21 protein-coding genes, 1 tRNA gene and 2 pseudogenes are annotated in these 24,714 nt (G+C 66.6%); 15 read left to right on the top strand and 9 right to left on the bottom strand.

What is annotated here, in order from left to right:
• Window positions 1–70 precede the first annotated feature (70 nt).
• A pseudogene (locus ACFQV6_RS18280) lies at window positions 71–277 on the bottom strand (transposase family protein); the annotation flags it as partial.
• Between the two features lie 471 nt (window positions 278–748).
• Here ACFQV6_RS18280 and ACFQV6_RS18275 point away from each other — a divergent pair.
• The 6 genes from ACFQV6_RS18275 to ACFQV6_RS18250 all read left to right on the top strand — a co-directional run bounded on the left by ACFQV6_RS18275 (window position 749) and on the right by ACFQV6_RS18250 (window position 5,576).
• A complete protein-coding gene (locus ACFQV6_RS18275; protein WP_378028682.1) occupies window positions 749–1,423 on the top strand; it encodes a WXG100 family type VII secretion target in 675 nt (224 codons plus the stop codon).
• A complete protein-coding gene (locus ACFQV6_RS18270; protein WP_378028681.1) occupies window positions 1,386–1,694 on the top strand; it encodes a hypothetical protein in 309 nt (102 codons plus the stop codon). Before ACFQV6_RS18275 ends, ACFQV6_RS18270 begins: the two co-directional genes overlap by 38 nt.
• A gap of 348 nt (window positions 1,695–2,042) precedes the next feature.
• Window positions 2,043–2,330, top strand: coding sequence for a hypothetical protein (locus ACFQV6_RS18265; RefSeq protein ID WP_378028680.1), 288 nt, complete (start codon window positions 2,043–2,045; stop codon window positions 2,328–2,330).
• The gene (locus ACFQV6_RS18260) at window positions 2,318–2,692 is read left to right on the top strand and encodes a ribbon-helix-helix domain-containing protein (RefSeq protein ID WP_378028679.1); all 375 of its coding nucleotides are present in this window, start codon (window positions 2,318–2,320) and stop codon (window positions 2,690–2,692) included. Before ACFQV6_RS18265 ends, ACFQV6_RS18260 begins: the two co-directional genes overlap by 13 nt.
• A gap of 639 nt (window positions 2,693–3,331) precedes the next feature.
• Window positions 3,332–4,111 (top strand): hypothetical protein, encoded by a 780-nt coding sequence (locus tag ACFQV6_RS18255; RefSeq protein ID WP_378028678.1) that lies wholly within the window; start codon window positions 3,332–3,334, stop codon window positions 4,109–4,111.
• A 16-nt stretch (window positions 4,112–4,127) separates the two neighbouring features.
• Window positions 4,128–5,576 (top strand): hypothetical protein, encoded by a 1,449-nt coding sequence (locus tag ACFQV6_RS18250; protein WP_378028677.1) that lies wholly within the window; start codon window positions 4,128–4,130, stop codon window positions 5,574–5,576.
• Window positions 5,577–5,621: 45 nt separating this feature from the next.
• On the opposite strand, the gene ACFQV6_RS18245 is transcribed toward ACFQV6_RS18250, so the two are convergent.
• From ACFQV6_RS18245 to ACFQV6_RS18230, 4 genes are all read right to left on the bottom strand, one after another.
• Window positions 5,622–6,041, bottom strand: coding sequence for a flavoprotein (locus ACFQV6_RS18245; protein WP_378028676.1), 420 nt, complete (start codon window positions 6,039–6,041; stop codon window positions 5,622–5,624).
• Window positions 6,042–6,229: 188 nt separating this feature from the next.
• Window positions 6,230–6,305, bottom strand: a tRNA-Arg gene (locus ACFQV6_RS18240).
• Between the two features lie 161 nt (window positions 6,306–6,466).
• A complete protein-coding gene (gene ligD, locus ACFQV6_RS18235; RefSeq protein ID WP_378028675.1) occupies window positions 6,467–7,702 on the bottom strand; it encodes a non-homologous end-joining DNA ligase in 1,236 nt (411 codons plus the stop codon).
• A gap of 611 nt (window positions 7,703–8,313) precedes the next feature.
• On the bottom strand, window positions 8,314–10,566 hold the full coding sequence (locus tag ACFQV6_RS18230) for a discoidin domain-containing protein (RefSeq protein ID WP_378028674.1): 2,253 nt from the start codon (window positions 10,564–10,566) through the stop codon (window positions 8,314–8,316).
• A 618-nt stretch (window positions 10,567–11,184) separates the two neighbouring features.
• Here ACFQV6_RS18230 and ACFQV6_RS18225 point away from each other — a divergent pair.
• Window positions 11,185–13,428, top strand: a complete 2,244-nt coding sequence (locus tag ACFQV6_RS18225; protein ID WP_378028673.1) for an Ig-like domain-containing protein — start codon at window positions 11,185–11,187, stop codon at window positions 13,426–13,428.
• Window positions 13,429–13,459: 31 nt separating this feature from the next.
• Here ACFQV6_RS18225 and ACFQV6_RS18220 read toward each other — a convergent pair whose 3' ends face one another.
• Both ACFQV6_RS18220 and ACFQV6_RS18215 read right to left on the bottom strand, forming a co-directional pair.
• Complete coding sequence (locus ACFQV6_RS18220; RefSeq protein WP_378028672.1) at window positions 13,460–14,398, bottom strand: alpha/beta hydrolase family esterase; 939 nt, start codon at window positions 14,396–14,398, stop codon at window positions 13,460–13,462.
• A 136-nt stretch (window positions 14,399–14,534) separates the two neighbouring features.
• On the bottom strand, window positions 14,535–14,996 hold the full coding sequence (locus tag ACFQV6_RS18215; RefSeq protein ID WP_378028671.1) for a DUF427 domain-containing protein: 462 nt from the start codon (window positions 14,994–14,996) through the stop codon (window positions 14,535–14,537).
• A gap of 249 nt (window positions 14,997–15,245) precedes the next feature.
• Here ACFQV6_RS18215 and ACFQV6_RS18210 point away from each other — a divergent pair, with 249 nt between their 5' ends.
• From ACFQV6_RS18210 to ACFQV6_RS18200, 3 genes are all read left to right on the top strand, one after another.
• Window positions 15,246–17,345 (top strand): discoidin domain-containing protein, encoded by a 2,100-nt coding sequence (locus tag ACFQV6_RS18210; RefSeq protein WP_378028670.1) that lies wholly within the window; start codon window positions 15,246–15,248, stop codon window positions 17,343–17,345.
• 104 nt (window positions 17,346–17,449) lie between these two features.
• Window positions 17,450–18,607, top strand: coding sequence for a hypothetical protein (locus ACFQV6_RS18205; protein WP_378028669.1), 1,158 nt, complete (start codon window positions 17,450–17,452; stop codon window positions 18,605–18,607).
• Window positions 18,608–18,898: 291 nt separating this feature from the next.
• Entirely contained in the window at window positions 18,899–19,627 is a 729-nt protein-coding gene (locus ACFQV6_RS18200) for a hypothetical protein (RefSeq protein WP_378028668.1), read from the top strand.
• 25 nt (window positions 19,628–19,652) lie between these two features.
• Here ACFQV6_RS18200 and ACFQV6_RS18195 read toward each other — a convergent pair whose 3' ends face one another.
• Window positions 19,653–20,051 carry a winged helix-turn-helix transcriptional regulator gene (locus tag ACFQV6_RS18195; protein WP_378028667.1) on the bottom strand — a complete coding sequence of 133 codons (399 nt, stop codon included), beginning with the start codon at window positions 20,049–20,051 and terminating at the stop codon, window positions 19,653–19,655.
• Between the two features lie 107 nt (window positions 20,052–20,158).
• Here ACFQV6_RS18195 and ACFQV6_RS18190 point away from each other — a divergent pair, with 107 nt between their 5' ends.
• Entirely contained in the window at window positions 20,159–21,061 is a 903-nt protein-coding gene (locus ACFQV6_RS18190) for an NADP-dependent oxidoreductase (protein ID WP_378028666.1), read from the top strand.
• Window positions 21,062–21,069: 8 nt separating this feature from the next.
• Here ACFQV6_RS18190 and ACFQV6_RS18185 read toward each other — a convergent pair whose 3' ends face one another.
• Window positions 21,070–21,492 carry a hypothetical protein gene (locus ACFQV6_RS18185; protein WP_378028665.1) on the bottom strand — a complete coding sequence of 141 codons (423 nt, stop codon included), beginning with the start codon at window positions 21,490–21,492 and terminating at the stop codon, window positions 21,070–21,072.
• 123 nt (window positions 21,493–21,615) lie between these two features.
• Here ACFQV6_RS18185 and ACFQV6_RS18180 point away from each other — a divergent pair, with 123 nt between their 5' ends.
• The 4 genes and pseudogenes from ACFQV6_RS18180 to ACFQV6_RS18165 all read left to right on the top strand — a co-directional run bounded on the left by ACFQV6_RS18180 (window position 21,616) and on the right by ACFQV6_RS18165 (window position 24,704).
• Complete coding sequence (locus tag ACFQV6_RS18180; RefSeq protein WP_378028664.1) at window positions 21,616–22,419, top strand: helix-turn-helix domain-containing protein; 804 nt, start codon at window positions 21,616–21,618, stop codon at window positions 22,417–22,419.
• Between the two features lie 40 nt (window positions 22,420–22,459).
• Window positions 22,460–23,077 carry a dihydrofolate reductase family protein gene (locus ACFQV6_RS18175; RefSeq protein WP_378028663.1) on the top strand — a complete coding sequence of 206 codons (618 nt, stop codon included), beginning with the start codon at window positions 22,460–22,462 and terminating at the stop codon, window positions 23,075–23,077.
• Between the two features lie 202 nt (window positions 23,078–23,279).
• Window positions 23,280–24,326 (top strand): annotated as a pseudogene (locus ACFQV6_RS18170) (PQQ-dependent sugar dehydrogenase); the annotation flags it as partial.
• Between the two features lie 63 nt (window positions 24,327–24,389).
• A complete protein-coding gene (locus ACFQV6_RS18165) occupies window positions 24,390–24,704 on the top strand; it encodes a cellulose binding domain-containing protein (RefSeq protein ID WP_378028692.1) in 315 nt (104 codons plus the stop codon).
• Window positions 24,705–24,714 lie beyond the last annotated feature (10 nt).

Genomic DNA, 24,714 nt, shown 5'->3' with positions numbered 1-24,714 from the left:
CGAGAGTGCTCACCCACTCGCGGCTACCAGGCACCGAGTCTGCCAGCGGCTGACCCGGTAGCTCCCATTAGGCGGTAGCCACGCCGATGCCGAATCCTGCGGCGAGACGGGTGTAGGTATCGCCGTTGCGCAGGTGAGCCAGAGCGAGTAATGCCTGCTCACCGGGGTTGAGGCGCCGCCAGCGGGAGCCGCGTTCACGGCGGTGGACGCGGATCCGGTCAGCGAGGTGGTTCAGGCTCCGATTGGACAGCGGGATCTTGGCGGGGTAAGACAGCACAGCGAGGCTCCCGGTTGGGGCATCTGATCTTGGTCGATTGCTGTCTTACCGGGAGTCTCGTCCTATGTCGACACCGGCCACCCACACCTGCCGTGACCAGCACCGTCAGGTTGGAAAAGGCTCAGTGACTACGTAACCCGTTATGCCACGGACGGCACCGGTGGCGAGCTGTTCTCGATCGCGCGCGAGGGGAACGAGCACGCCCTCGCGAACATCAAAGGAACCTTCAATCGGCTCGCCTGCGTCCTCGACTACTCAGCGCCAGAGCTTCGCAGCGCTGCGGGCTATTACCAGAAGACAGATCTCTCGGCAGCGACGAACCTCGACCTCTCATTGCCAGCGGGGGCGAAAATATGCCCCACGCCTCTTGAGTACGAGATCGCCGACAACTCTTGTAAGCCTTCGCCGATCGCGGACGCCCGAGCGCCGGAGACTCATCTCCGGCCGCCGGCGCCCGAACCGGACAACCCGGTGAACCGCCTGAGCTGGATGGACTACATCAGTCCGAGTGCCTGGATCATGAAGGGCTTCGACCTGGTCCTCGGGTTCGATCCCATTCAGGAGGTACAGAACAAGATCTTCGGCGACTGGGAGACATTGGCCAGGATGCCGGAGGTTCTCGACAACGCCTCTACCGCCGTGCACGACGTCGCCATCAACATCCAGTCCGGAGCCACCGTGCTCCAGGGCTGTTGGCAGGGCAACGCCGGCGAAGCGGCCTACCGGTACTTCACCGACTTGGCGACGAGCGTCGACGGGCTCCGTCTGCCGCTCGGCGAGATGGGTGCGGCATATCGGACCATGGCCGACGCCGTGTGGTCCGTCGGAGACGCCCTCGGTGGCCTGCTCAAGGGCATGTGCGACGCGGCCTTGATCGCAGGACTCGCCGTGATCGGAGGAACCGCCACCGCGGCGAGCGGCGTGGGCCTGGGAATCGGCTACGGCATCGCGGCCATCGAGAGCACCATCATCCTCAAGCACTGGGCGGAGGCAACGAAGCTCCTGGCCTACGCCAACGCGGCCATAATGGGCTTCCGAGCCGTGCTCAACCGAGAGCTGAGCAATCTCGACTCGGTGAAACTGCCCGTCATCGGTGGTGGAGCGGGGTATGACCACCCGCTCGCGGGGGCCGGTGCTCATGCCTGACGAAATCCTCGATATCGCCGGCGGCGACAACGAGATGGCGAAGAAGTTGCGCGACATTTTGATCGCCCTGGCCGATGACGGAAGCGAGCAGATGCGGGAGATGGCTCAGGAGGTCATCTCCGGATCGTCGCTCAGGGAGATGGGAGCAAGCAGTGTCTACGGCGACGAGGTCGGCGCGGCGTTCGAAGAGTTCTGGGCGAAGTACCGGGACATGCCGCAATCCGAGCGCGATGAGATCGTGCAGAAGGCTCGGGAGTATCTCAGTCATTGAGCCGGAAACGATCGGACACGAATGCGCCTGCGCCGCGCTCGCGCGGCTCCTTGATCTAGAACGGGACAATTCGGCAGTAAGAAGGGCCTATGCACCCGCGCATCGATGAATTTCTGTTCGCCCAACTCAGGGCGTGCTTCAGGTGATCGTTTGAGTGCCCCGGCAGGAATCGAACCTGCGACACACGGTTCAGGAATGAGTGAGCGCAGAGAGCCGCGTCAGGCTCTTCACCTGGGCGTACGCCTTCCCTCCTCGCCTCGCTGGGCGACCCCGTTTCACCTCCTCTGCACCAGCTGCCCAGTCTTGCTACCGGTTGCCGGGCCATATTTTGTCTGACACAATCGGCGTGTGGCTCGGTACAAGTACAAGTGGGCGGCCTCAGCCACCAAGCACGGCCTCAGCCAGGCCCAGATCAAGCACGTGATCGAACACTGCGGGCTCCCCTTCGCGCTACCGGCTGAACCACCCGACAGACCCTTCGAACGCCTGCTGTTCCTCGGCGACGACCAGGACGGCACCGCCCTCGAAATTATGGCGGTCGAACTCCTGGACGACAGCTTGTACGTCATCCACGCGATGGAGATGCGGCCCCGGTACAACAAGAAGTACAAGGAGGCGAAGCAATGGCGGACCTGAAAGAAGACCGGAAGACCCCGACCAAGCCTGTCGCTCCGAAGAAAGCACCGGCCACGAAGTCGAGCAAGGCTGGCACTCGCAAGACAGGTGTGCGGACCAAGAGCGGCGCAGTCCTGACCGCAGAGGCCGAAGCAGTGCTCCTCGCCGAAGCGGAATCCGGCTACGACCCTGGCGACATGGTTCCCCGCAAGGCTGCGGGCCGACCGTCGCTGTCTTCAGCCGGAGGAGCGTCGCACCGCATCAACGTTCGCGTCGACGACGAGATCTACGACGTTCTCCAGCGCGTAGCTAGCGACTCCGGCCGCAGCCCCAGCGAACTCGTCCGCGAGGTGCTGCGCGCGGCGTATGGCCCGAGATCCTGACCTCAAGAACGCCAAGAAATACGATGGCCGGCTCCCGGGCAGGGGGTCGGCCATCTTCGTCATTTCGGGGCCGTCGACCCACGCAGCCGGGCCTGTGTGCCCCGGTGGCAAGCCGCGAAGCGGCGCGGCAGCGATCGCCGGAAGCACCGAACTGGGTGACCGCCCACAGCGATCGTCACGGCCGTTCTACGGCTGAGGAATGGGCTGGGCCTTGTGTTGGTCGGCCGCGCGGCCGATGCCGGCCGAAGGCCGCCAGCAGGCCAGCGCGTGCCGACCGCGCCGCGCTTGCGCGGCGCCTTGATCCTCGAAGAGGGTAACTCGGCAGTACGGGCGCTTCGCCGCTTCGCGCACTGGTTCCAGCTCCAAACCGAGTAACCCGCTTGGCCATCGCTCAGATTCACATGATCAACGTCCTCCCAATGCGACCGCCTTGGCACGTTATGAGTTTTCTGGCGCGAGATGCCAAATGCAGGAAAGCATACCGTTCCGATTGAATTGTCCAGCTCGGCAGCATGGGCCGTCGCGCCAACTGCCGCTCGTAGGAAATCAATGGTGCCGCTAGCTTGTACGATGAGCAACGGTGTGGACCTTGGCCGAGCCAGCAGTGACAGAAATGTTTCTAATTCGTAGGTGGCTTCTATGACCAGTAACGCCGACCCCGACATTGCGGAACCTAGCGAATTACAGGGACGCTCCGGTGCGGCATTTGATCGAATTATTGGAAACACAGTCAACACCGCTATTGCAACATGGGTGTCAACGTCAACCGGATTACCAGAGGCAGGTGCGACACTAGGCGGAACACTCGGACCGCTAGCCGAAGAGCTATCTTTCGCGATTCGAAAGATCGTAGGCCTCCGACACAGGCAAGCGGAGTTGATGGTGGCGAGGGCGGCCGATACCGCGAGTGTCTCAGTCAGCGACTTAATAGACTGCTTGGCAGAAGAGCCAGCGAAGTTACAGCTTTTAGTGGTCTCACTAGACGCCGCCGGCAGAGCCGCAAGCGAAGACAAACTAGACCTTGTAGCGAAGCTGCTAGCCACCGGAGCCATTTCTACTGACAGGGCGTTGGTAGATGAGCAAACACTTGCTATGCAAGCCGTTGCAGATCTAGAGATATTCCACCTGCGGCTAGTTGCGATCCTAGACAGACCATCACCTGTCTGGTGGAAAAGCATGCCGCTTAGGCAGCGGCTCAAGTTCGCATGGCCGGAAGATAGAGTCCTGGAACAGGATCCAGGGCTTTCAGCAACAATCGCGGCGCTCACTGCAAAGTTGCAAAGCCTAGGTATCGCCAGATCGATCGCGAGTCCTCTAGGCGATGAATCAATCTTATGGGAACTCACCGATTTTGGCAGGCTGTGCATGGGCACCCTTCGCAATCGACCCGTCAAAGAGCCACTCGAAGAGCAGGATTAATGGGAATGGTGAAACGTTGACCACGGATCGGATTGATAACGCTTCGAGGAACGAAACTCAACGGGATTTCACAAAGAATCCTGGGCTGCTCTTTATCACCACCTCCTTGAGACTTCTAATGCTACGCCTCGATCGTCTGCGCGACCTCGTCGAGATTGTGCGCAAAGATAAGGCACATAATAGTACTAAGTCTCTCCGTCATCTCGAAAAGCGTATCGATTTCCAGGAGCGGATCGCTATCGAGATCAAGGTAAGAGGACTTGCAAATTCGCGCCAAGATCGAATTGATGCACTTCTTGCCGAGAAACACGGGATAGTCCCGGACAAGAGTAAGGGTAGAGAATTTGAGCGATATCCCTTAGCGGCCGAGCAGGTCTTCGCTTTCATATCAACGTACTCGGAGAAGGTCGACAATGACATCTGGGAAGAGCTCGAAGCGACCCACAGTAGCGATGAGGTCAAGCTAGAGTACGCGTCGAACTATTACGCTAGTATTCTGCAGCCTGATCTAGCGGGCGAACTCGCAGCATCTATATTCCCCCGCGCCGTCCAGCAATTCAATTCAGTTCTCGGAGGTCTCGCTCGGACGGCGCTTACCGTTTCAGGTGCCGAAAGCCTAGGTGATCTCCCAGACATACCTTGGGCGATCCAAAAATCGCTCGGGAAGTACCCTAATGATATCGAAAGGTGGGCGATCGATCGGCGAGTTGAAAACTTCGTGCGCGGCGGAATAGATGAGTGGCGTGACACGAGCTTGCGATTTGCAGAGTTCGATGTCGAAGACGCGACTGGCAGCTGGCATATTATTCAGGAGGCAATCGCAAGGATGCGACTTCTCGACCGCGCCTCTGATGGCACGGTCGATGCCGAGTATCTAGCCGACGCGGGCCCACTGGCTCCACCGGAAGCTCGCATTTGGGGTCGCCTTAAGACTTCAGGAGACTACCTAAGTGATCTCTTGGACAATATCGAGTCACTTGCACTCAGCATGGCACTATTGTGGTCCACCAACTTTTTCAATGATCACGACTCCGACATAAACTTTTTTATAGACCGGGCCGTAGATCTTGAGAGTCGCGGCAGATGGACGAGTGCACTCGGAATCTTTCAGACCTTACGTGACACATATGTTCATCCTGAACATCCGTCATTCTCGATGACGATGATCAACATATGGCTGTGTCGTCAACAACTCGGTACCGACGACGACGCGATGAGGAATTCAATCAAAATCTCGCAAACCGCGGAGCCTGTGGAACAGGCAGGTCTTTGCGCACTCACACGCGATTGGCCGGGCATGCTGGCTGCAATCGAGGAGGCCTGTGAAGGGGAATCCGCCTCCTTCACCGCCAACTGGCTAATGCAAATGCCTTTAATGCAACGTGCCATGAAGGAAAACCCTCAGGTCAGGCGACTCCTCGAAAGAAAGAAGAGTGCGTCTACGAAGCGAAGATTGAGAAAATAATGGGCGGTCACAGGCATTGCAGAGGGAGGTGTCAAGGATAGTTGTCTAGGTGGGCGCTACCGGAACCTGGCTGATACGGTACAAATCACCCGGACCGAGCAAGACGCGGATACGCTCAGCGCGCAGTTGTTCGACGCTGCGGCGGAATGGTTCGCGAGAGGCGAGGGCGCTGTTCACGAAGGGCAGGACGACGACGGGGATGCCGAGGCCGGGCGCTTCGGCGAGCAGGCCGAGGGCATAGGTGTCGGAAATGCCATGGGCGAACTTGTTGATGGTGTTGTACGTCGCTGGTGCCACGATGATGGCGTCCGCACGGGGCGACCTCGGTTCGCCCGGCAGGCGGTAGCGGTGGCGCACGAGGCGGCCGGTCTGTTCCTCCAGCGCTGGGCACGTCGATGAAGTCAAGTGCCGGCGGCGTGGCGATGATCTGTACGGTCCAGTCGGCGTCTTGCGCCAGTTCGACAAGCTGGCCCACCTCGCCGGCAGGGCCGGCGGCACAGACGACGATGTAGAGGACCTTGCCTTCCGAGGTCATGCGGCGATTCCCAGGGCGTCGGCGAACTCGCGGGCTTCTCGGCGGACGCTGATGCACACCTCAGCACATCGACGATTCTCAGTTCGCCCAGCTCAGGGCGTGTTTCAGGTGATGGTTCTGGTGCCCCCGGCAGGAATCGAACCTGCGACACACGGTTTAGGAAACCGTTGCTCTATCCCCTGAGCTACGAGGGCGCGAGTGCCCAGGATAGCGTGCCCACCGCTGACCACGGGTGACCACCGGTACCCACGCGTGCCCCACCGTCGCCACCTGGCATATCGCGGCGTGGGAGCGGCCCGTGGAGCGGATCTGGAGCACGCGAATCGCGCGTGGAGCGATGTCGCCGGGCGTGGACTCACGCGGCGCCGGATTGCCGGCTGTTGTCTGTGCCGGCGGGGACCAGGTCGCCGATGTCGACGCCTGCTTCGGTCAGGAGCCGTTCGACGGTCGCGATCGCGAGGCCGTCGACGATGTTGTCGGCGGGCACGTTGGTGAGCCGGTAGAAATGGTCGCGGCCGCGGCGGACGGCTTCGACGCGCCAGTGCCGGTCGGGCGTTTCGAACGCGCCCTCCACCGTTTCCCGACCTCGTTTCATCGGCCCTGGTGCGGGTGGGGGAGCGGCGGGGATGTCATGGCGGCGGGCGGCCCGTGGGGGCCGGTCGGTGCGTAGCCCGCGCCACGACGGGTGCCGCATCCGGTTGTCGGGTGTCCAGTTTCGGAACATCACCTCGCCCACCAGGACGGGTTCGACCCAGTGCGCGTGGCGGGCGTGTTCGCGGGGCACGTCGGCGACCGGGGCGGTGGTGCGCTGCAGTGGCCGTAGTTGATCGCGGAGCTGGCCGAGCATGACGTCGGTGAAGCCGGTGCCGACGTGCCCGGCGAAGACCAGTTGGTCGCCCTGGTCGTAAACGGCCAGCAGCAGCGAGCCGATGGTGCCGGTCCGGCGGCCGGCGCCGGCTTTCCACCCGATGATCAAAACCTCTTGGGTACGGATCAACGGCACCTTCGTCCAGTCGCTCGATCGTTTCCCCGGCCGGTACGGGGAACCGAGCCGTTTCGCGACGACACCTTCGAGCCCACCGAGTTCGGCGGCGCGCAGCACGGCGTGGCCGTCGGCGTCGACGAAGTGTGGTGGTGTCCGCACCGTCGGGCCGGTCAAAGCGAGATCGGTGAGGAGTTCGCGGCGTTGTTCGTAGGGCAGCTCGGTCAGCGCCTTCCCGTCGAGCCGGAGCAGGTCGAACACGTAGTAGACGACCGGCACCTTCGTCAACAACGCCGCCGTGGGCTGGGTGACGTGGATCCGGTTGGCGAGCCGGGCGAAGGACGGCCGATCACCAGGTTCGAGGGCGACAATCTCCCCGTCCAGCACCGCGGTGTGCCCGGCCAGCAGGCCGCGCAGGTCGCCGAGTTCCGGGTAGTTCGAGGTGATGTCGTTGTGGTTGCGCGACAGCACCCGTACCCCATGGTCGTTGACGTAGCTGACCGCCCGGACCCCGTCGTACTTGAACTCGAACGCCCACCCGCCGCCGACCGGCATGGCACCAGGGCCGGCCAGCATCGGCGATATCGCATCGGGCAGGGCGTCGATCACCACTCCTGCCTACCCGACCCGGCGCCCAAGGTCACCATCGTCGACCGAACTACACCCTGGTAGTTCGGCGAATCCGCAAAGGGCGGCGCTGAGCGACACCCGATCAAGGCGCTCACACGCTCGGCGGCGGCACCGGAGAACGACCGGCGCAGGCTGCGGCCGAGTAACTCACATAGCCGATGAGAGGGCGCCGGCCACAGTCGCACGGTTCCGGCAGCGTTCACACCGAGTTCGCTTCGCGGGCGGGCTGGCCACGGCACCCGCGCATTTGGAAGCGCTACCTCGGCAGGCATACTCCTGCCGCCGGCAACGCCAACCACCCCGGATCTTGTGACGTTGCACCGTCACGGTGTTCAACAGATTCACAAGATCGCGTCCGGCCTGATGGCTCGCTGGCTGGTCCGCGGGAGGGTGCGCAGGTCGCCCTGACCTACCGCAACAACCCCGAAAAGGCCGGGAAGGTGGCCGCGCGCGCCCCACACATCGGCGTCTGAAATCAGCCTCTCCGGCGTGCCGTCAGATCGAGGTGAACGGCGGCGGCCACCGGTGCGTGTCGCACTGGTGGCCGCCGGGTTCACGTCGGTATTGCTATGGGATCAAGGGGTTGTGCGTCAGGGGTAGGCCACGACCTGGCGCGGGGTGGTGTTGCCGGCCGGGTTGGGGACGGAGCCACCGGTGTCGTTGACGACGTTGGCGATGGTGCCGACGTCGCCGAGGGAGACGGTGAGGACGCTACGGAGCCGGACGCCGGCCCGGTTGGGCACCTCGAAGGCCCGGTCCACCCGGACGCTGGGGTTGACGTTGAAGTAGGCGTAGGAGCCGCCGCCCCAGAGTTCGTGGTCGGTGACATTGTCGGCGACCTTGTAGGCGGCGTAGCCGTTGCCGCGGGGCCCGATCCAGGCTGCCTGGTTGGGTACGTCGTACGGCTTCTCGTTCTGGAAGAAGATCGTCCGTCCGCGGTTGCCGTTCCAGATCACCTCGTACTTCTGGTAGTGCTCGACGAACAGGCCGGTGGCGAGGACGTCGTCGCCGTTCACGATGAGGCCGGTGTCGCCGGTGTTGACCGCCCAGCCGGTGGGTGCGCCGCCGTGGTCGGCCCGCCATGCCCAGATGTGGTCGATGATCGTGTCGTCGCTGTGCACGGCGAGGGTGGTGGTGGCCTTGCCCTGGACGCTGCTGCCGATACGGAAGAAGACGTCCTGCAGGCTGATCGGGTTCGCGGCGTGGTCGGTGTGGACGCCGGCCCGTCCGACGCTCATCAGCGTCGGGCTGTTCGTCGTACCAGCGTCGAACGTCAGGCCGCTGACCTTGACGCCGTCGACGTCGGCGACGTTCAGCGCCTCGACCCCGTTGTTCGGGATCAGGGTCGGGAAGCCGATACCGGTCACCACGGTGTTGGGGCGGGTGACTCTGATCGTCTCGTTGAGGGAGTAGGTGCCCGGGGTGAAGAACAGGTTCAGGCCCTGAGCGAGGGCGGAGTTGATCCGGGCCGCGCTGTCACTGGGCTTGGCGACGTAGAACTCCCGCATCGGGATCGAGGTGCCGGCGGTGTTCGGCCAGCTGGCGCCCGCGGAGTTGCGCCGCACAGCGGGCACGAAGACGCGGTAGAGGCCGGCGTTGTCGACGTAGAGGTAGGGCTTCTCACGCGTGACGGGCGTGGTGGCCAGGGTGGTGTGGGGCGGGTTCGGGAACGCGTTCGGCGGGGCACCCTGTACGCCGGAGTAGACCATGTTCCAGACGCCTCCCTCCCAGCGCCCGATACGGCTGTCCCGGGTGTACCACTGCTGCTGGGAACCGGAGGAGACGGTGCCGTCGACCACGGCGTCGGCCAGGTAGCCGCCGCTGGAGTAGCCCTGCCCGTTGTCCTGGTTCGAGGGTGCCAGGGTCAGGTTGCCCTTGATGTGCACCCGGCGCATCGGTGCGGCCTGGGAGACGGCCCATCGGTTGGTGCCGCCCTCGGGCACGATCGACAGGTTCTCCATGCTGCGCCAGAAGTTCTGGGTCGCGTTGGACTCGTCGCCGTAGTTCCAGCCGGAGTCGACGTTGACCGCGCCGTTGATCGTCACGTCATCGGGGTTGAGCCCGAGACCGGCGATCGTGGTGTAGAAACCGACGTTCGCCCACACCCGCCCGTACGTGCCGGGCTTGAAGAGGAACACGTGACGCTGGCTGCCGAACTGGGCGGTCGGGCTGCGCAGCTGGCCGTTGAACGCCGAGTCCACCGCCGACTGAATGGTCGACGCCGCGGTACCCGGCTCGAAGATCCGCACGTTCGGGCCGAAGTCAGGTTTGTCGGAGGTCGGCAGGGTCGGGGTGCTGGGTGACGGTGACGGCGAGGGGTTGGTGCCGCCGCCGAAGACCTGGAACTCCCAGAGCGAGTAGCCGTACGGGGTGGCCCGGGTGGTGCCGTTCATCCGCACGTACCGGCCGCTGCCGGAGACAGTCAGGGTCTGGACGCCGGCCCGGCCCACGGTGACCGGGGTGATGTTCGCCCAGGTGGAGCCGTTCGCGGAGGTCTGGATGGTGAAGGCCGAGGCGTAGGCCGCCTCCCAGTTCAGCACCACCTGGCTGATCGACTGGGTGCTGCCCAGGTCGACCTGCAACCACTGCGGGTCGGCGAACGTGCTGGACCAGCGAGTGCCGGCGTTGCCGTCGACCGCGGCGGACGCGGAGAAGGCGGCACTCTCGACGGACGAGGCAGTGGCGGGCTTGCCCTGCGACAGCGGGATGTCCGCGGCGCTGGCGTTGGTGGCGACCGAGGCGACGGTGATGCCGAGGGCTGCGGCGAGGACGGCGCTCAGCACGACCTGCCCGCGGCGTCTGTGTTTGTGCGGCGATGGGGAAGTCAGGGTCGGGGGTGTCATGTTCCTGCCTGCCTGTCGGACGGGTGCCGCGCGTCCGTGGGGACAGACTTACGGCGGGGCGGGGTAGCCGTGTAGCACAAAGCAGAGAGCGCTCTCTGGGCAATTGTTACCACGCTGTTGCGGCTCGTCAATATGTCGGCAACAAAGGATTGGCGGATGGGACAGAATCAGGCCCGCTGAGCCGAGTTCACGAACTTCGCTATCACGTATCCGAATGGAAATTGGGGGAAAAATTTCCCAGAAAACTGTTATCCCGCGCATTAGGCCTGGCTGACCCTCCGCAGAAGGAGCGCCAGGCAGCTTGCGGCGAGCGGCCGGGTGCGCTCACGCCACGGCCGAGTCGCCGACGACGACGGCCGCCAACGGTCGCCGACCGCCGACGTGGTGAGCCCAAGATCTCGAAACGATACCGTTTCGACGTGCCCGTAGCCGGACGGCCGCAAGAAGGTGCAGGTCAGCAGGCGGACTCATGTCTGCCAGCGAGGAACGCCGAGAAACGGGACCACAGGCGGACGCCGATGTCCCTACGATGCGCCCAATTGATCTTTCGGGTCAGCACGGAGGAACCAGTTGAAGCACTCTCCCTTTCGCTGGGCCGTGGCCGGAACGGCCGTCGCTGTGGCATCCGTTGTCCTGGCGGCCCCGGCATCGGCGGCCAACGACGCGGTGCTGCTCGCCGGCGCGCCGCAGCAGATCAGCGCGGCGCTGGGCGATGAATTCGATGTCACGCTGTCGGTGACCAACACCGGCACCACGGCCCTGAACAGTGTCGGCATCGTGCTGCACACCGACTGGGCATTCGAGGCTGTCGAGCAGTTCTCCAACTGCGACTACGAGGACGGCAGGCCGAGGCTCTGCACGTTCGGCCAGACGCTGGCGCCGGGCAAGAGCTATCGCGTCGCTCTGCCGTACAAGGCTCGTGCTGACACCTACGCGCCGGGCGGCATCTACGGTGAGTTCGAGTGGCTGACCGCGGACGAGTACCCCGGCCACAGTGGAGGCACTCCGGGCGCCGGCGGTGTCCTTCAGCTGCGGGAGGGTGACAGGCTGGGCGCCAGCGAGAACGGTGCCGCCCAGACCGTCGATGTCGCTGTGACCGGTGCGAACGGCGCGGACCTCGGCGCGATCGGCGACGAGGTCTCCGGCGCGGCCGGCGCCCAGGTGCAGGCCACAGTGGGCGTGCGCAACGACGGTCCGGCCACACTCGACGGAGGCCGGGGTGGCAGCTCACTGGGTGAGATCGAGGTGACGCTTCCGGCCGGCACCTCGTTCGTCAGCGCTCCGGGGTGCGGCCGCGGGGAAGACGCCTCGCACTACATCTGTGCGGCGCCGTATCTCTTCACGGCCGGTACGACGTCGACCTGGACCTTCACCTTGAAGATCAACAAGGTGGTGCCGGACGCCCAGGGCACGGTCGTGGTGAACCCGCCGTGCCAGTGCAAGCGGGTCACCGACCTGGACGACTCCGACAACACGGCACTGCTGGTGGCGAACCCGACCCCGGGCGGCGGCGCCGACCAGCTCGATCCGGTGATCGCGGGCACCGGCCTCCTCGACGGTCAGCAAGCCCCCGCGAAGCTCGTCTTCCATCCGGCGGTAGCCGACAACGTCGCGGTCACCGAGCTGGGAGTGACCGTCAACGGCTCCCTCGCCGCGGACTGCACCTTGAGGAACGGCTGCGAGGTCTCACTGGCGGGCCTGCCCAGCGACACCGAGGCCACCGTCACGGTGTGGGCCGCCGACGCCGCGGGTAACCGCGCTGAGAAATCGGTGAAGGTGCACGTCGACAACGTCCTCCCGACCGCGGCCTTCTCACCGGCGATGGGGTCGTCCGTGCCCAGCGGACCGGTTGCGATCACCCTGACCGGTGTTTCTGGTGATGTCTGGCGCGTCGATGTGTTCGATGGCGGGACCCGCACCAACCTGCCGGAGGCGCCCTGGACCTATGCTTGGGCGGCGACCAGCGGCGCGACCTCCCCGACGTTCGTCCTCTACGACCGGGCCGGCAACACCACCACTCTCGCGACCGGCTATGTCGTGTCCAGCGAGGTCGTGGACGACAAGGCACCGGTCATCGCGCAGGTGGACTTCGCCGGCGCGTACTCGACGAACCGGCTGGACACGGGCACGGGCTGGGTCGGCGGCGTCAGCACCCTGAGGCCGACTATCCAGGACGAGTCGGCGATCACCCGGACCGAGTGGAAGGTCGACGGGGTGCTGAGGTCGAGCGATCCGGCCTTCTCCTGGAACACACGCGCCTTCGCCGCCTCCACAGCGACCGTCGGGCTGCAGGTCTGGGACGCGGCCGGCAACACGTCGTCCAAGTCGTTCAAGGTCAACATCGACAAGAGTGGCCCCACGATGTCGGTCACTCCCGGCCAGAACGCGCTGATCCGGGGTACGTCGTACGTCACGTCGCTGAAGGCTTCGGATGCGCACGGCGTGGCGGTCATGAACCTCGCGGGCCGGAGCGGCTCGGTGACGTGGGTGCGGTTGTCGTCGGGTCGGGACGGCGCCAAGACGATCACCTGGATGGCCGTCGACAAGCTGGGCAACTCGGCGAGCGCGACGCGGACGGTGATCGTCGACAACACCGCGCCCGCGGTCAAAGTCGCCAAGGCGCCGAAGAACAAGTCGAAGCTGACCAGGAAGGTGACCCTCGCGGCCTCGGCGAGCGACCGGAATGGCGTGGCCAAGGTGCAACTGCTGGTCAACGGCAAGGTGGTGGCCACCGACACCAAGGCCGGCTATCGCTTCGTGCTCAACCCGAAGAAGTACGGAAAGACATTCAAGGTCCAACTGCGGGCGTACGACAAAGCGGGCAACGTCCGGTACTCGACCAAGCGGACGTACCGCCGCTGACATTCGCAAGAACCGCCGAGCCGTAACTTGTTCACCGAGCCGGATTGACCTGGGAGAGCAAAAAGTCCGTCACAGCCGGGGCAAAATCAGGACCAAGCTGGGGTACGTGAGCGCCGCCATCGATCGTCCATGCCTGCACTGTCGACTGGCCGGCGCAACCCTGCGCATAGGTGCGCACCGACGTCTCGGCCGCCGGAAGGTCGACGACCAGGTCGAGTGCGGGAGCGTCCCGCCCGGAATCGGAACACCGGTTGTGGTCCCGCCATTGGGCGACGGTGGTGGCCGCCGACGGGTAGGCGGTGCTGCCGCGAGTGCCGCCGCCGTACGCGATGGTCTCGTCGGCGCTGCTGTGAATGGCGAGCACGCTCACCGGTTCGGATGGCCGGCATCGTGCGGTGTCGTTCCAGCTCGCACCGTTGAGGGAGACGATCGCGGTGACCTGGTCGGCGTGATCGCAAGCCATGCGGAACGCCATGAAACCGCCGTTCGAGTGGCCGATCAGATAGACCCGGGCGCGGTCGATGCGGTACGAGCTTTCGATGGTGGAGATGAGCTCGCTCAGGTAGCTCGAGTCATCGGGTTCCGGACCGGAGAACGCGCAGCATGCGTCGGTGGCGTTCCAGAAACGCTGGCCCCGATCGTCGACTGATCCATCCGGATAGGCGTAGATGAATCCGCGCCGATCCGCCTCCGGGGTCAGGCGGAAGTACGACTCCTGTTCGTTCCCGTAGGACCCGTATCCGTGCAACAGGACGACCAGCGGCGCGGGCCGGGCCGGATCATAGGAGTCCGGGATGTGCACGGTGACCGGCCGGCCACCGATGTCGACCGTGCCGGTGCCGCTCGTCGGCAGCGCGGCCGGGGCACTGGACGACGGCCCAGGGTCATCCGCCGAGCTGCAGGCCAGCACCACCATCACCGATGTCAGGGCGATCATGGCGCGAGCCGCCTGCCAATTGTGTCGAGGCATCGCATCTCCCGGGCCGGTGCGGAATCAGGACCAGGTCTGCGCGCCGGCACGCCGTATGGTCCCGACCGGCGGAAGCCGACCTTCGCGTAGCAACGTATTCATCCCGGACAGCCTCGGTCAAGCAGCTCGAAACCGCTTACCAGCCCCTGGTCCCAGGGCCACCCTTGAACGGGCCGGTGATGTCAGCGGTGATCCAGCCGCCGTAGAAATCACCCTCTTGCGGCTGGACCAGTTCGCCCGCCACCCGGCATTCGTCGACGAGGCTGGGATAGAAGGCGACGGCTCCGGCCATTTCCGCGTACGCGAATGTGGGTCTTTCATAGGACCAGCCGGCTCGCTCCACCCGGTTTGTCCCGGTGACGAGGTCCCAGTAACTGGCGACGCCTTTGAACTCGCAGTACGACTGGCCTGTGCCGGGCGCCAGCGCACCATCGGCGATGTCGTCTCGGGGCACGTAGTAGACCGGCGGGTGCGAGGTTTCCAGAACCCGCCAGCAGCGGTCGCTGTCGACGATCACCTGTCCCGCATGCACGATCGTCACCCGTGCCTCGGTGCGCTCCAGGCGAGGCGGACGCGGGTAATCCCAAACCGACTCCATCGGCTCAGCCTGCCAGCCCGGCCGTCACACCGCAGGGCGGCCGGCCAGCGCAGCATCACGTTGGCCGCCATGTCACGCTGGTCGGTCACGATTTCCTCAAGCTGGGCCTATTTAGCAGCTTTTGTCACTTAATGTCGACCGCGGCGCAGGATTCTTCATAAATCTGTTCAACTATTGCGGCGATGTGACCAAGGCTGTCACGATGACCGTCGATCCCTACCTGTCCCCAAGGATCGACTGGAGTCCCCCATGACAGTCACTCGCCGTACCCTGCTGTCCTCGGCCGCCCTCGGTCCGGTGGCCGCCCTGCTCCCGAGCGCCGCACCGGCGCAAGCCGCATCGCCCGCCGGTGACGTGGTCGGCAAGGTCAGCGTCGGGTATCAGGGCTGGTTCTCCTGTCCCGGTGACGGCGCGCCGATCGGTGGCTGGTGGCACTGGAGTCGTGACCGCTTTCAGCCGCCGTCCCTCAGCAACACCACGATCGTGTCGTGGCCGGACCTGCGTGATTTCACGCGCACGTACCCGACGGCGTACCCGAATCTCGGCAACGGGCAGCCTGCCGCGCTCTTCTCGTCCTACGACCAGCAGACCGTGGACACGCATTTCAACTGGATGCAGAGTTACGGCATCGACACGGCCGCGCTTCAGCGGTTCAACCCGTTCGGCGACGAGGGGCCGACCCGCGATGCGATGGCGCAGAAGGTACGGGGCGCGGCCGAGCGGACCGGGCGCAAGTTCTACATCATGTACGACGTCACCGGCTGGACGAACATGCAGGCCGAGCTGAAGACCGACTGGGCCGGCAAGATGTCGGCGCACACCGCGTCCAGCGCGTACGCGAAGCAGAACGGCAAGCCGGTCGTCTGCATCTGGGGTTTCGGCTTCAACGACGACGGGCGCCCGTTCACCCCGGCCCAGTGCCTCGACGTGATCAACTGGTTCAAGGCGCAGGGCTGTTACGTGATCGGCGGCGTGCCCACCTACTGGCGCGAGGGCAAGAACGACAGCCGGACCGGGTTCCTCGACGTCTACCACGCCTTCAACATGCTGTCGCCGTGGATGGTCGGCCGCACCGGCGACCTCGCCGGGCTCGACTGGTTCTACGCCAACGTCAACGTCGCCGACCAGGCCGACTGCAACGCGCGCGGCATCGACTACCAGCCGTGTGTGCTTCCCGGTGACCTCTCCTCCGGTCATCGCAGGCACGGCGACTTCTACTGGCGCAGCATCTACAACATGGTCCGGCTCGGCGCGCAGGGCCTCTACGTGTCCATGTTCGACGAGTTCAACGAGGGCAACCAGATCGCCAAGACCGCCGAGACCGCGGCGTCCGTGCCGGCCGGTTCCGGGATCCGTGCGCTCGACGAGGACGGCACCTTCTGCTCCGCCGACTACTACCTGCGGATCACCACGGACGCCGGGAAGATGCTCAAGGGCCAGATCGCGCTCACTTCCGTACGCCCGACGCAGCCGACAACCGGAACCACGCCGCCTCCGCAACCCACCGGTGACCTCGCTGCCGGCAAGGCGGCGAGCGCGAGCAGCGTGAACGGCGCCTACGCCGCGGCGAACGCCGTCGACGCGAGCGCCGGCACCTATTGGGAGTCCAGCGGCGCGCTCCCGCAGTGGTTCCAGGTCGACCTGGGCGGTGCGTATGCCGCGAAGAGCCTGGTCATGCGCCTGCCCGCAGGCTGGGAGAGGCGCACTCAGACGATCACCGTGCAGGGCAGCAGCGACGGCTCCAGCTTCAGTACCCTCGCCGGTGCCGCCGGCTACGTCTTCGACCCCGGCTCCGGCAACGCGGTGACGGTCGCGCTCTCCGGCGCGACCGCCCGATATGTGCGGCTCAGCTTCGCGGCCAACACCGGCTGGCCGGCGGCTCAACTTGCCCAAATGCAGGTGTACGGGGACGACTCCCCCACCACACCACCGCCCGTCACCGACCTGGCGCGCGGCAGGACGGCCACCGCCAGCAGCCAGGTTCAGGCATACGGGCCGGGCAACGTGGCCGACGGCGACGCGGGCACCTACTGGGAGAGCGCGAACAACGCCTTCCCGCAGTGGGTACAGGTGGATCTTGGCGCGGCTGCCACGGTCGGGCGGGTGGTGCTCAAGCTGCCGCCGTCGTGGGGTGCGCGAACGCAGACGCTGGCGATCTCGGGCAGCGCGAACGGGTCCGCCTTCACCACGCTCTCCGGCGCTGCCGGGCGAGCGTTCAGCCCCGGCTCCGGCAACACGGTGACGATCAGTTTCGCGGCCGCCTCGACCCGATATCTGCGGGTGACCGCGACCGGGAACTCCGCATGGCCGGCCGGGCAGTTGTCGGGGCTGGAGGCGTACCCGGGCTGACCTGCCCACGATGCGGGACCGCGGCGATGTTCATCGATCCGATATAGGTTTGCCTCCCGTATCACGTATCGCCGGGGCGTGTACCCCGGTGAGCGGAGGCCGAGATGACCGACCAGTCCGACGAAGCGTCGTCGGTCCAGCGACGCGCGGACGTGAAGTTCCGCTTCCTGCCGCTGGTCGGATCCGGCGACACGTCGCCGGTCCCGCTGACCGGAAACGCACCTGCCGTGCCGCCCGGTACGCCCGGCGTCCGCGGTGCGGAGCTGCCGGTCGCGGGGCGGCCGGTCACCGCACCACCCGGTGGCTCCCGCCTGCTCGGTAGTCCGTCGTCGAGTGAGGCGCCCGCGAGCGTCTCCTTTCTCAACGAGCCCACCGAGCGGCTACCCATCGTCACGCCGGAGGTCTCCTCGCTGCGGAGCCGCCGCCCGCCGCCGCGGGTGGCGGGGAGGGTCGTGCTCATCTACGAGCAGCAGATCCGCAAGCCCCGGCGGCTGTGGGTGTTCACGGCTGCGCTCGTGTCGCTGACCGTGGGGGTGGTGCTGGGTCAGACGGAGGCCTATCAACCGGCCACGTCGCGCCCCGCGTCGGCGTCGCAGGTCGGCGACGTGCCGGTGCCGGATCCGTCCGCGGTGATCCAGGCGCCACCGCCGGTGCCGTTGACCGCTCCGCTCGGCGCGGTCAAGCAGCGGCGACTGGAGATCGCCGGAGCGGCGACAACGCTGCGCGTCCGCACAGCTGAGCTGGGCGAATCGCTGTTTACCATCACCGCGCTCGACCAGGGCACGGTGCCGCAGCTGACCGACACCGCGAACGGCTCGCTGCTCGCCCTCACCGCCGGTGCGGCCGGCCCGGTGGGCGCCGAGGTGGTGCTCAACTCCAGGGTGGACTGGACGCTGGGGCTCACCGGTGGGGCGACCGAGCTCGACGTGGACTCGCGGGCCGGCGGTCTCGTGGGCGTCGAGCTCGCCGCCGGTGTGTCCCGCGGCGTGCTCCAGCTGGCCAAGCCCAAGGGCACGGTTCCGCTCGCGGTCACCGGCTCGGTGGTGGACCTGACTGTGCGCACCGAGGCGGGTGCCCCGGTGCGGGTCCGCCTCGGCAAGGGCGCGGGCCTGGCCACCATCAACGGCAAGGCCCGGCGCGGCGTCAAGGCCGGTGTCACCCTCCGGGAAACCGGTTGGCCAACTGCCAAGGACAGGTACGACGTCCGTGTCACCGCCGACGTGAGCACGCTGCTGGTCGAACGTTCGACTCCCGCCCGCTGACCCGGGCCGCCTCGCGAGAAGTTTGATCACAGCGTGTGCGGTCGTTGCGACGGTGAGCAACGAACGGTGGAGCGAGGCCCGCGAATGGCGCCTCGGCTGATCCGATCGGGCAGGGCTGACGGGATTTTTACAGGTTTTAGGCGTACGCAATATTAATTAGCATTTGCCCCAGTTTGAAAAGACCGCGGGCCGCCACAGGTTGTGCCACGCCAAGGCCGCTCTTCCCGAAATCCCTGGAGAAACCCTGTGCGCGTCAACCGCCGCCTGGTATGTCTGACTGTCCTCGCCGCCATGACTTCCGGCGCTGCCGCCTGCGGAAACGCGGAAGCGGGCACCACCGCCACGTCGCCGGCCCCGACGCCTGCCGAGACGCTGCTCGACGCGGTGCCGGACGAGGCCGCGCCCGCCTTCGCGTTCGCGACGACGGGAGGCTGCGTGCTGCCCTTCACCGGAGTGTTCGACGCACCCGGCAAGGCCGTCAAGACCTCGATCACCCAGAAGATTCCGCGGGTGGGCAGCATCGCGATGACGTTCCTGGCCATCGGTGAGGACAGGCCGTTCGCGCGGATCACCACCAAGCCGGCCTCGCTGGCGACCAGGATGGGCGTGCCGAAGACGTGGATGGCACTCGATCCGGCGAAGATCGCGGACCTCGGCGACAGCCCGCTCAGCTACGACGGCAAGATCGACCCGTTGGGGATGGGCGAGCTGATCCAGCAGGCGTCGGGCGTGGTCCGGGAGGGCGCCAGGTACACCGGAACAGTGGATCTGACGAAGATCGAAGAGGATGAATCGGTCATCGCGTCCGCGGCCCTGACGAAACTCGGTGACAAGGCAGAGGCCGTGCCGTTCGAGGCCGTCGTCGATGAGGCGTCGGGAAACCTGACCACGCTGAAGCTCAAGATCCCCTCCGGCAAAGCCTGCACCCTGACCTACGACAGATTCGGCGAGGTGAAGTCCCTGTCCGCGCCGACGGCCAAGAAGGCGCCGGCCGGCGTTTACGCCCTGCTGAACTCCTGAGCGTGTCGGCAGCCGCCGGGGTTTGTCAGGGGCGGGCGTCGAATCGGGCGCGGGCCTCGAAGACGCGGTCCATGTTCGTCTCCGCCCAGTTCTTGATGGCGACCATGACCGGGAACAGCTCGTGGCCGAGCGGGGTGAGCGCGTAGTCGACCCGGACCGGCACGGAGGCGGCCACCGTGCGGGTGATCAGGCCGTCGCGCTCCAGCGTCCGCAGGGTCTGCGTGAGCATCTTCTGGCTGACGCCGGCGATGCGGTGGGCGAGTTCGCCGTGCCGCTGCGGGCCGCCGACCAGAGCCGGGATCACCAGCGCCACCCATTTGTCGGTGAGTCTGCTCAGCAGCTCACGGGTGGGGCAGCCGTCCAGGAACGCATCGTAGTCGCGTTTGGCCTGCTCACGGCGTTGTGCCGCGTTCGTCGTCGGCATCGTGTCGCCCCTTCGGTGCCCTAGGAACTTTCAGGTACCTACTTTCTCACAGTGCCCATTGATTCGTACGGTCGTGGTGATCACGAAGTTTCACGAAGGAGACGGCAATGCGCGCAGTCAGCTATGCGGAGTTCGGCGGACCGGAAGTCCTGCACGTGGCCGATGTGCCGGTGCCCGAGCCCCAGCCGGGACAGGTACGGGTCCGAGTCGCCGCGTCAGTCGTGCACCCGGTCGACCTGATGGTCCGCTCCGGCCGGTTCCCGGCCCCGCTGCCGACCGGTCTGCCGTACACACCCGGCTGGGACGTGGCCGGCACCGTCGACGCGGTCGGCCCGTCGGTTGCGGAGTTCACGATCGGCGACGAGGTTCTCGGCTTCTCGCCGTGGCTGCAGACCACGGCCGGCGCTCACGCGGAGTACGTGGTGCTCGACGCCGCCTGGCTGACCTCAGCGCCCGCCGGCGTACCCGCCACCGAGGCGGCCACCCTGCCGACGAACGGCCTCGCCGCCGCGCAGGCCCTCGACCTGCTCGCGCTCCCCGCCGGTTCGACCGTGCTCGTCACCGGCGCCGCCGGGCAGGTCGGCGGTTTCGTGCTGGCGCTGGCCCGGGCGTCCGGCCTGCACGCCACGGGACTCGCCGGCGACGGCGATCGTGAGTTCGTCGAGTCGCTGGGCGCGACCTTCCTGCCGCGATCCGGCGAGCCGGCCGGGACGTTCGACGCGGTCATCGACCTCGCGGTGATCGGCTCCTCGCTGCTGGACCTCGTCCGGGACGGCGGCGGCTACGTGGCGGCGTCGCCCCCGCTCCGCCCGGAATCGGTGCGGGGCATCCGAACGTTCGCGATGGAGGTGCTGCCGGACGGGTCTCGGCTGGGTGAGCTGGTCAAACTCGTCACCAGCGGGGACATCCCGCTCCGTGTCGCGGGCGTGTACCCGTTCGCCGAGGCGGCGGCCGCTCACGACCGGCTGGCCCGGGGCAGTGTGCGCGGCGGCGTCGTGATCGTCCCCTGAGATCCCGGTCATCCCTCGATGAACTGGTAGTCGCTGACGATGCGACCGTCCGGGCCGAGCAGGAGGATCTCCAGCCCCGTACCGGCCGGGTCGCCGCCGGTGCGGGGCACCATCTCCCAGCGGAACTTGACCACGTCCTGGAGCCGGTCCGCATCACCGCGTGACCGGAACACGAACGTGCCGGGTGCGACGAACTCCTCGTACGCGCGAGTCACCCGCGACTCCAGTGCGTCATGCCCGCGCGCCTCCAGGACCAGCCGATCGAAGCCCAGCCCTTCAGCGGCCTGTCGCATCTCCTGCGGTGGCTGCAGAACGTGTACGGCGTCGGCCGACCACAGCCGGCGGATGGTGTCGCGGCGCCGTTCCGCGTCGGGTTCGCCCCAGACGGAGACGTAGAGGTCGGTGAGGTTCTTCAGATCGATGTCGGCCATCGTGGTCCTTCGGTCGCGGCGGAACGGGGGATCGTTGCGACCACGACTGTGCGGCGCCCGCCGCCGCCCGGCAATTCCCGGCAGGGAATCGCGGACCGCCACCGAAACCGGTACACAGGACGCGTGATCACCGATGCGGCAACCGGCGGACTCGCGGATGGTTTGCGCACGTGGCGCACGCGCCGACGGGTCAGCCAACTCGAACTGGCGACGCGCGCCGGCACCACACAGCGGCACGTCAGCTTCATCGAGAGTGGCCGCTCGACTCCCGGTCGTTCGATGATCATTCGGCTGGCCGAGTCGCTGGAGGTGCCGATCCGCGAACGCAACAGGCTGCTCCTGGCCGCGGGATTCGCACCCGCGTACCCGCAGAGCGACCTGGACGACCCTCAGCTCGCCGCGGTGCGGACCGCTCTCGATCGGGTCCTGCACGGTCACTTGCCGTACCCGGCTGTGGTCGTCGACCGGCACGGTGACCTGGTCTCGGCCAATGCCGGGTTTCACATGATCACCCGCGGGGTGGACCCCGGCCTGCTGACGCCACCGGTGAGCGTCCCGCGAGTCCTGCTGCACCCCCGCGGCCTCGCGCCGCGCATCGTCAACATCGACGAGTGGGCCTGGCACATCATCGACGGCGTGCAGGCCGAGAGCGTGCGCAACCCGAGCGACCGGCTCCGGCGCCTCGCCGGGGAACTGGCCGAGATGGCGCCGCCGCGTCCACGACGACTCCCGCCACATCACCTCGGCTTCGCGGTGCCGCTGCACCTGCGCACGGATGACCCGGACCACCCGGATCTGCGGCTCATCACCACACTCACCCACTTCGGCACGGCCACCGACGTCACCATCGCTGAACTGCGGCTGGAGGCGTTCCTGCCGGCCGACGAGACGACCAGCGCCGCACTGAACGACATGGTGTCGTGGTGACGAGCGATGAGTTCGGGCGACGTAACGGGTCTATCACGGCATGACTCGCATCATCGCTGACATCTCGATCTCCCTCGACGGCTTCGTCACCGGGCCCGGCCCCGGCCCGGACAACGGCCTCGGCGCCGGTGGTGAAGCCCTGCACACCTGGGCATTCTCCACCGACCCCGAGGACAGCCGGATCCTTCGCGAGGCGACCGCCCGCTCGGGCGCCGTCATCCTCGGACGCCGGCTCTTCGACCTGGTCGACGGGCCGGACGGCTGGAACGACGAAACGGGCTACGGCGCCGGTGAGGTCGGAAAGCCGTCCTTCGTCGTCGTGACGAGCTCGCCGCCGGAGTCGGTACGACTCACCGACCTCGACTGGACGTTCGTCACCACCGGTGTGCCCGACGCGGTCGCTGCCGCACGCGAACGCGCGGAGGCGGCATCGTCGGAGCGTGGCCAGGACCTCGACGTCGTCCTCATGGGCGGCGGCGCCACGATCCGCGCGGCGTTCGACGCCGGGCTGGTCGACACGCTGTCGCTGCACCTCGCGCCCGTGGTGCTGGGCGGCGGCACGCCACTGTTCACCGGTGGGGTGCCGCGCACGCTGGTGCAGCGCAGCGTGATCGCCACCTCCACCGCGACGCACCTGATCTACGACGTCACCCGATAGGGACCGGTCCCCAGTCCGGCGCGCTCTCCCAGAGGGGAGTGTGGGTGACCTGTCGAACGTGGCTGCCGTCGACGCGGGCTGTGAAGAATCGGATGATCCGGCAGAGTCGGCCGCCGCTGGTCGATTCGCGGGTCGCGGCGCCGCGACGTACATTGATGCGCGACGTACATTGATGCACGTCTATCAAAACCGGAGGTGCTTCATGCGCCGTACGATCGTCGCCGCCAGCGCAGTCGCCGCGCTGATTCTGGGCGCTGCCGTGGTCGCAGCCAGTTCGCCCGCCGCCGCCCTGGAACCAGACCTGGCCAACCCGCAGGTGGTGGCGACCGGGCTGACCGTACCGTGGGGTCTCGGTTTTCTGCCGGGCGGCGACGCGCTCGTCGCCGAACGCAACAGTGCCCGGGTGCTGAGAGTGCGTCCCGGCAGTGCGCCGGTCACCGTCACCACCATCGCCGGCGTCGCACCCACCGGTGAGGCGGGTCTGCTGGGCCTGGCGGTGTCTCCCACCTTCGCCCAGGACAATCTGGTGTACGTCTACTTCACCTCGGCCACCGACAACCGCATCTCCCGGTTCCGGCTGGACGCACCGCAGACCCAGCAGGTGGTGCTCAGCGGGCTGGCCAAGGCGAGCATCCACGACGGCGGCCGGATCGCGTTCGGACCCGACGGCATGCTCTACGCCGGTGTCGGTGACGCGGGTGTGACGTCGAATGCTCAGGACCAGCAGAGCCGCAACGGCAAGATCCTGCGGATGCGGCCCGACGGTGGTGTGCCCGCCACCGGCAACCCGTTCCCCGGATCGCTCGTCTACAGCCTCGGCCACCGCAACCCGCAGGGTCTCGCCTGGGACGCGCAGGGCCGGTTGTACGCCGCCGAGTTCGGTCAGAACACGTGGGACGAGGTGAACCAGATCGTGGCCGGCGGCAACTACGGCTGGCCGACGGTCGAGGGTCGCGGCACCGACACCCGCTTCCGCAACCCGATCGTGGTGTGGACCACGGCTGAGGCTTCGCCCAGCGGCGCGGCCATCGACGGCCAGACGCTGTACGTCGCCGCGCTGCGCGGACAACGACTGTGGACGGTACCGCTGGACGGAGCCGGTGGCGCGGGAACACCCGTCGCGCTGCTACAGGGCCGGTACGGGCGGTTGCGCACTGTGGAACGCGCGCCCGACGGTGCACTGTGGGTGACCACCAGCAACCGCGACGGCCGGGGTACGCCGGCCGCGGACGACGACCGGATCCTGCGTTTCCCGCCCGTCGGCTCGCCCACAACGCCCGCCACCAGTATTTCTCCGACCACGGCACCGACCGTGGCCTGCTCAGTGCGCTGGGCGGCCGACGACTGGGGAAGCGGCTTCACCGCGAACGTCGGCGTGACCAACCTGGGCGCCGCGCGCTCCTCGTGGACTGCCACCTTCACCTTCCCCGGCGACCAGCGTGTCACCGGCGGCTGGAACGCCACAGTGAGCCAATCGGGCGCCACGGTGACCGCGCGTAACGTCAGCTGGAACGGCGGGCTGGCGGCCGGCGCCACGGTGACGTTCGGTCTGCAGGCCACCTACAGCGGCACGAACGCCCACCCCACCGACTTCCGCCTGGACGGCACGGCCTGCTCGATCGGGTGACCCCTCGGCG

The sequence above is a fragment of the Actinoplanes sp. GCM10030250 genome (genome assembly GCF_042666575.1).
Lineage (GTDB): Bacteria > Actinomycetota > Actinomycetes > Mycobacteriales > Micromonosporaceae > Actinoplanes.
This window is presented reverse-complemented; position numbering and strand designations above follow the sequence as displayed.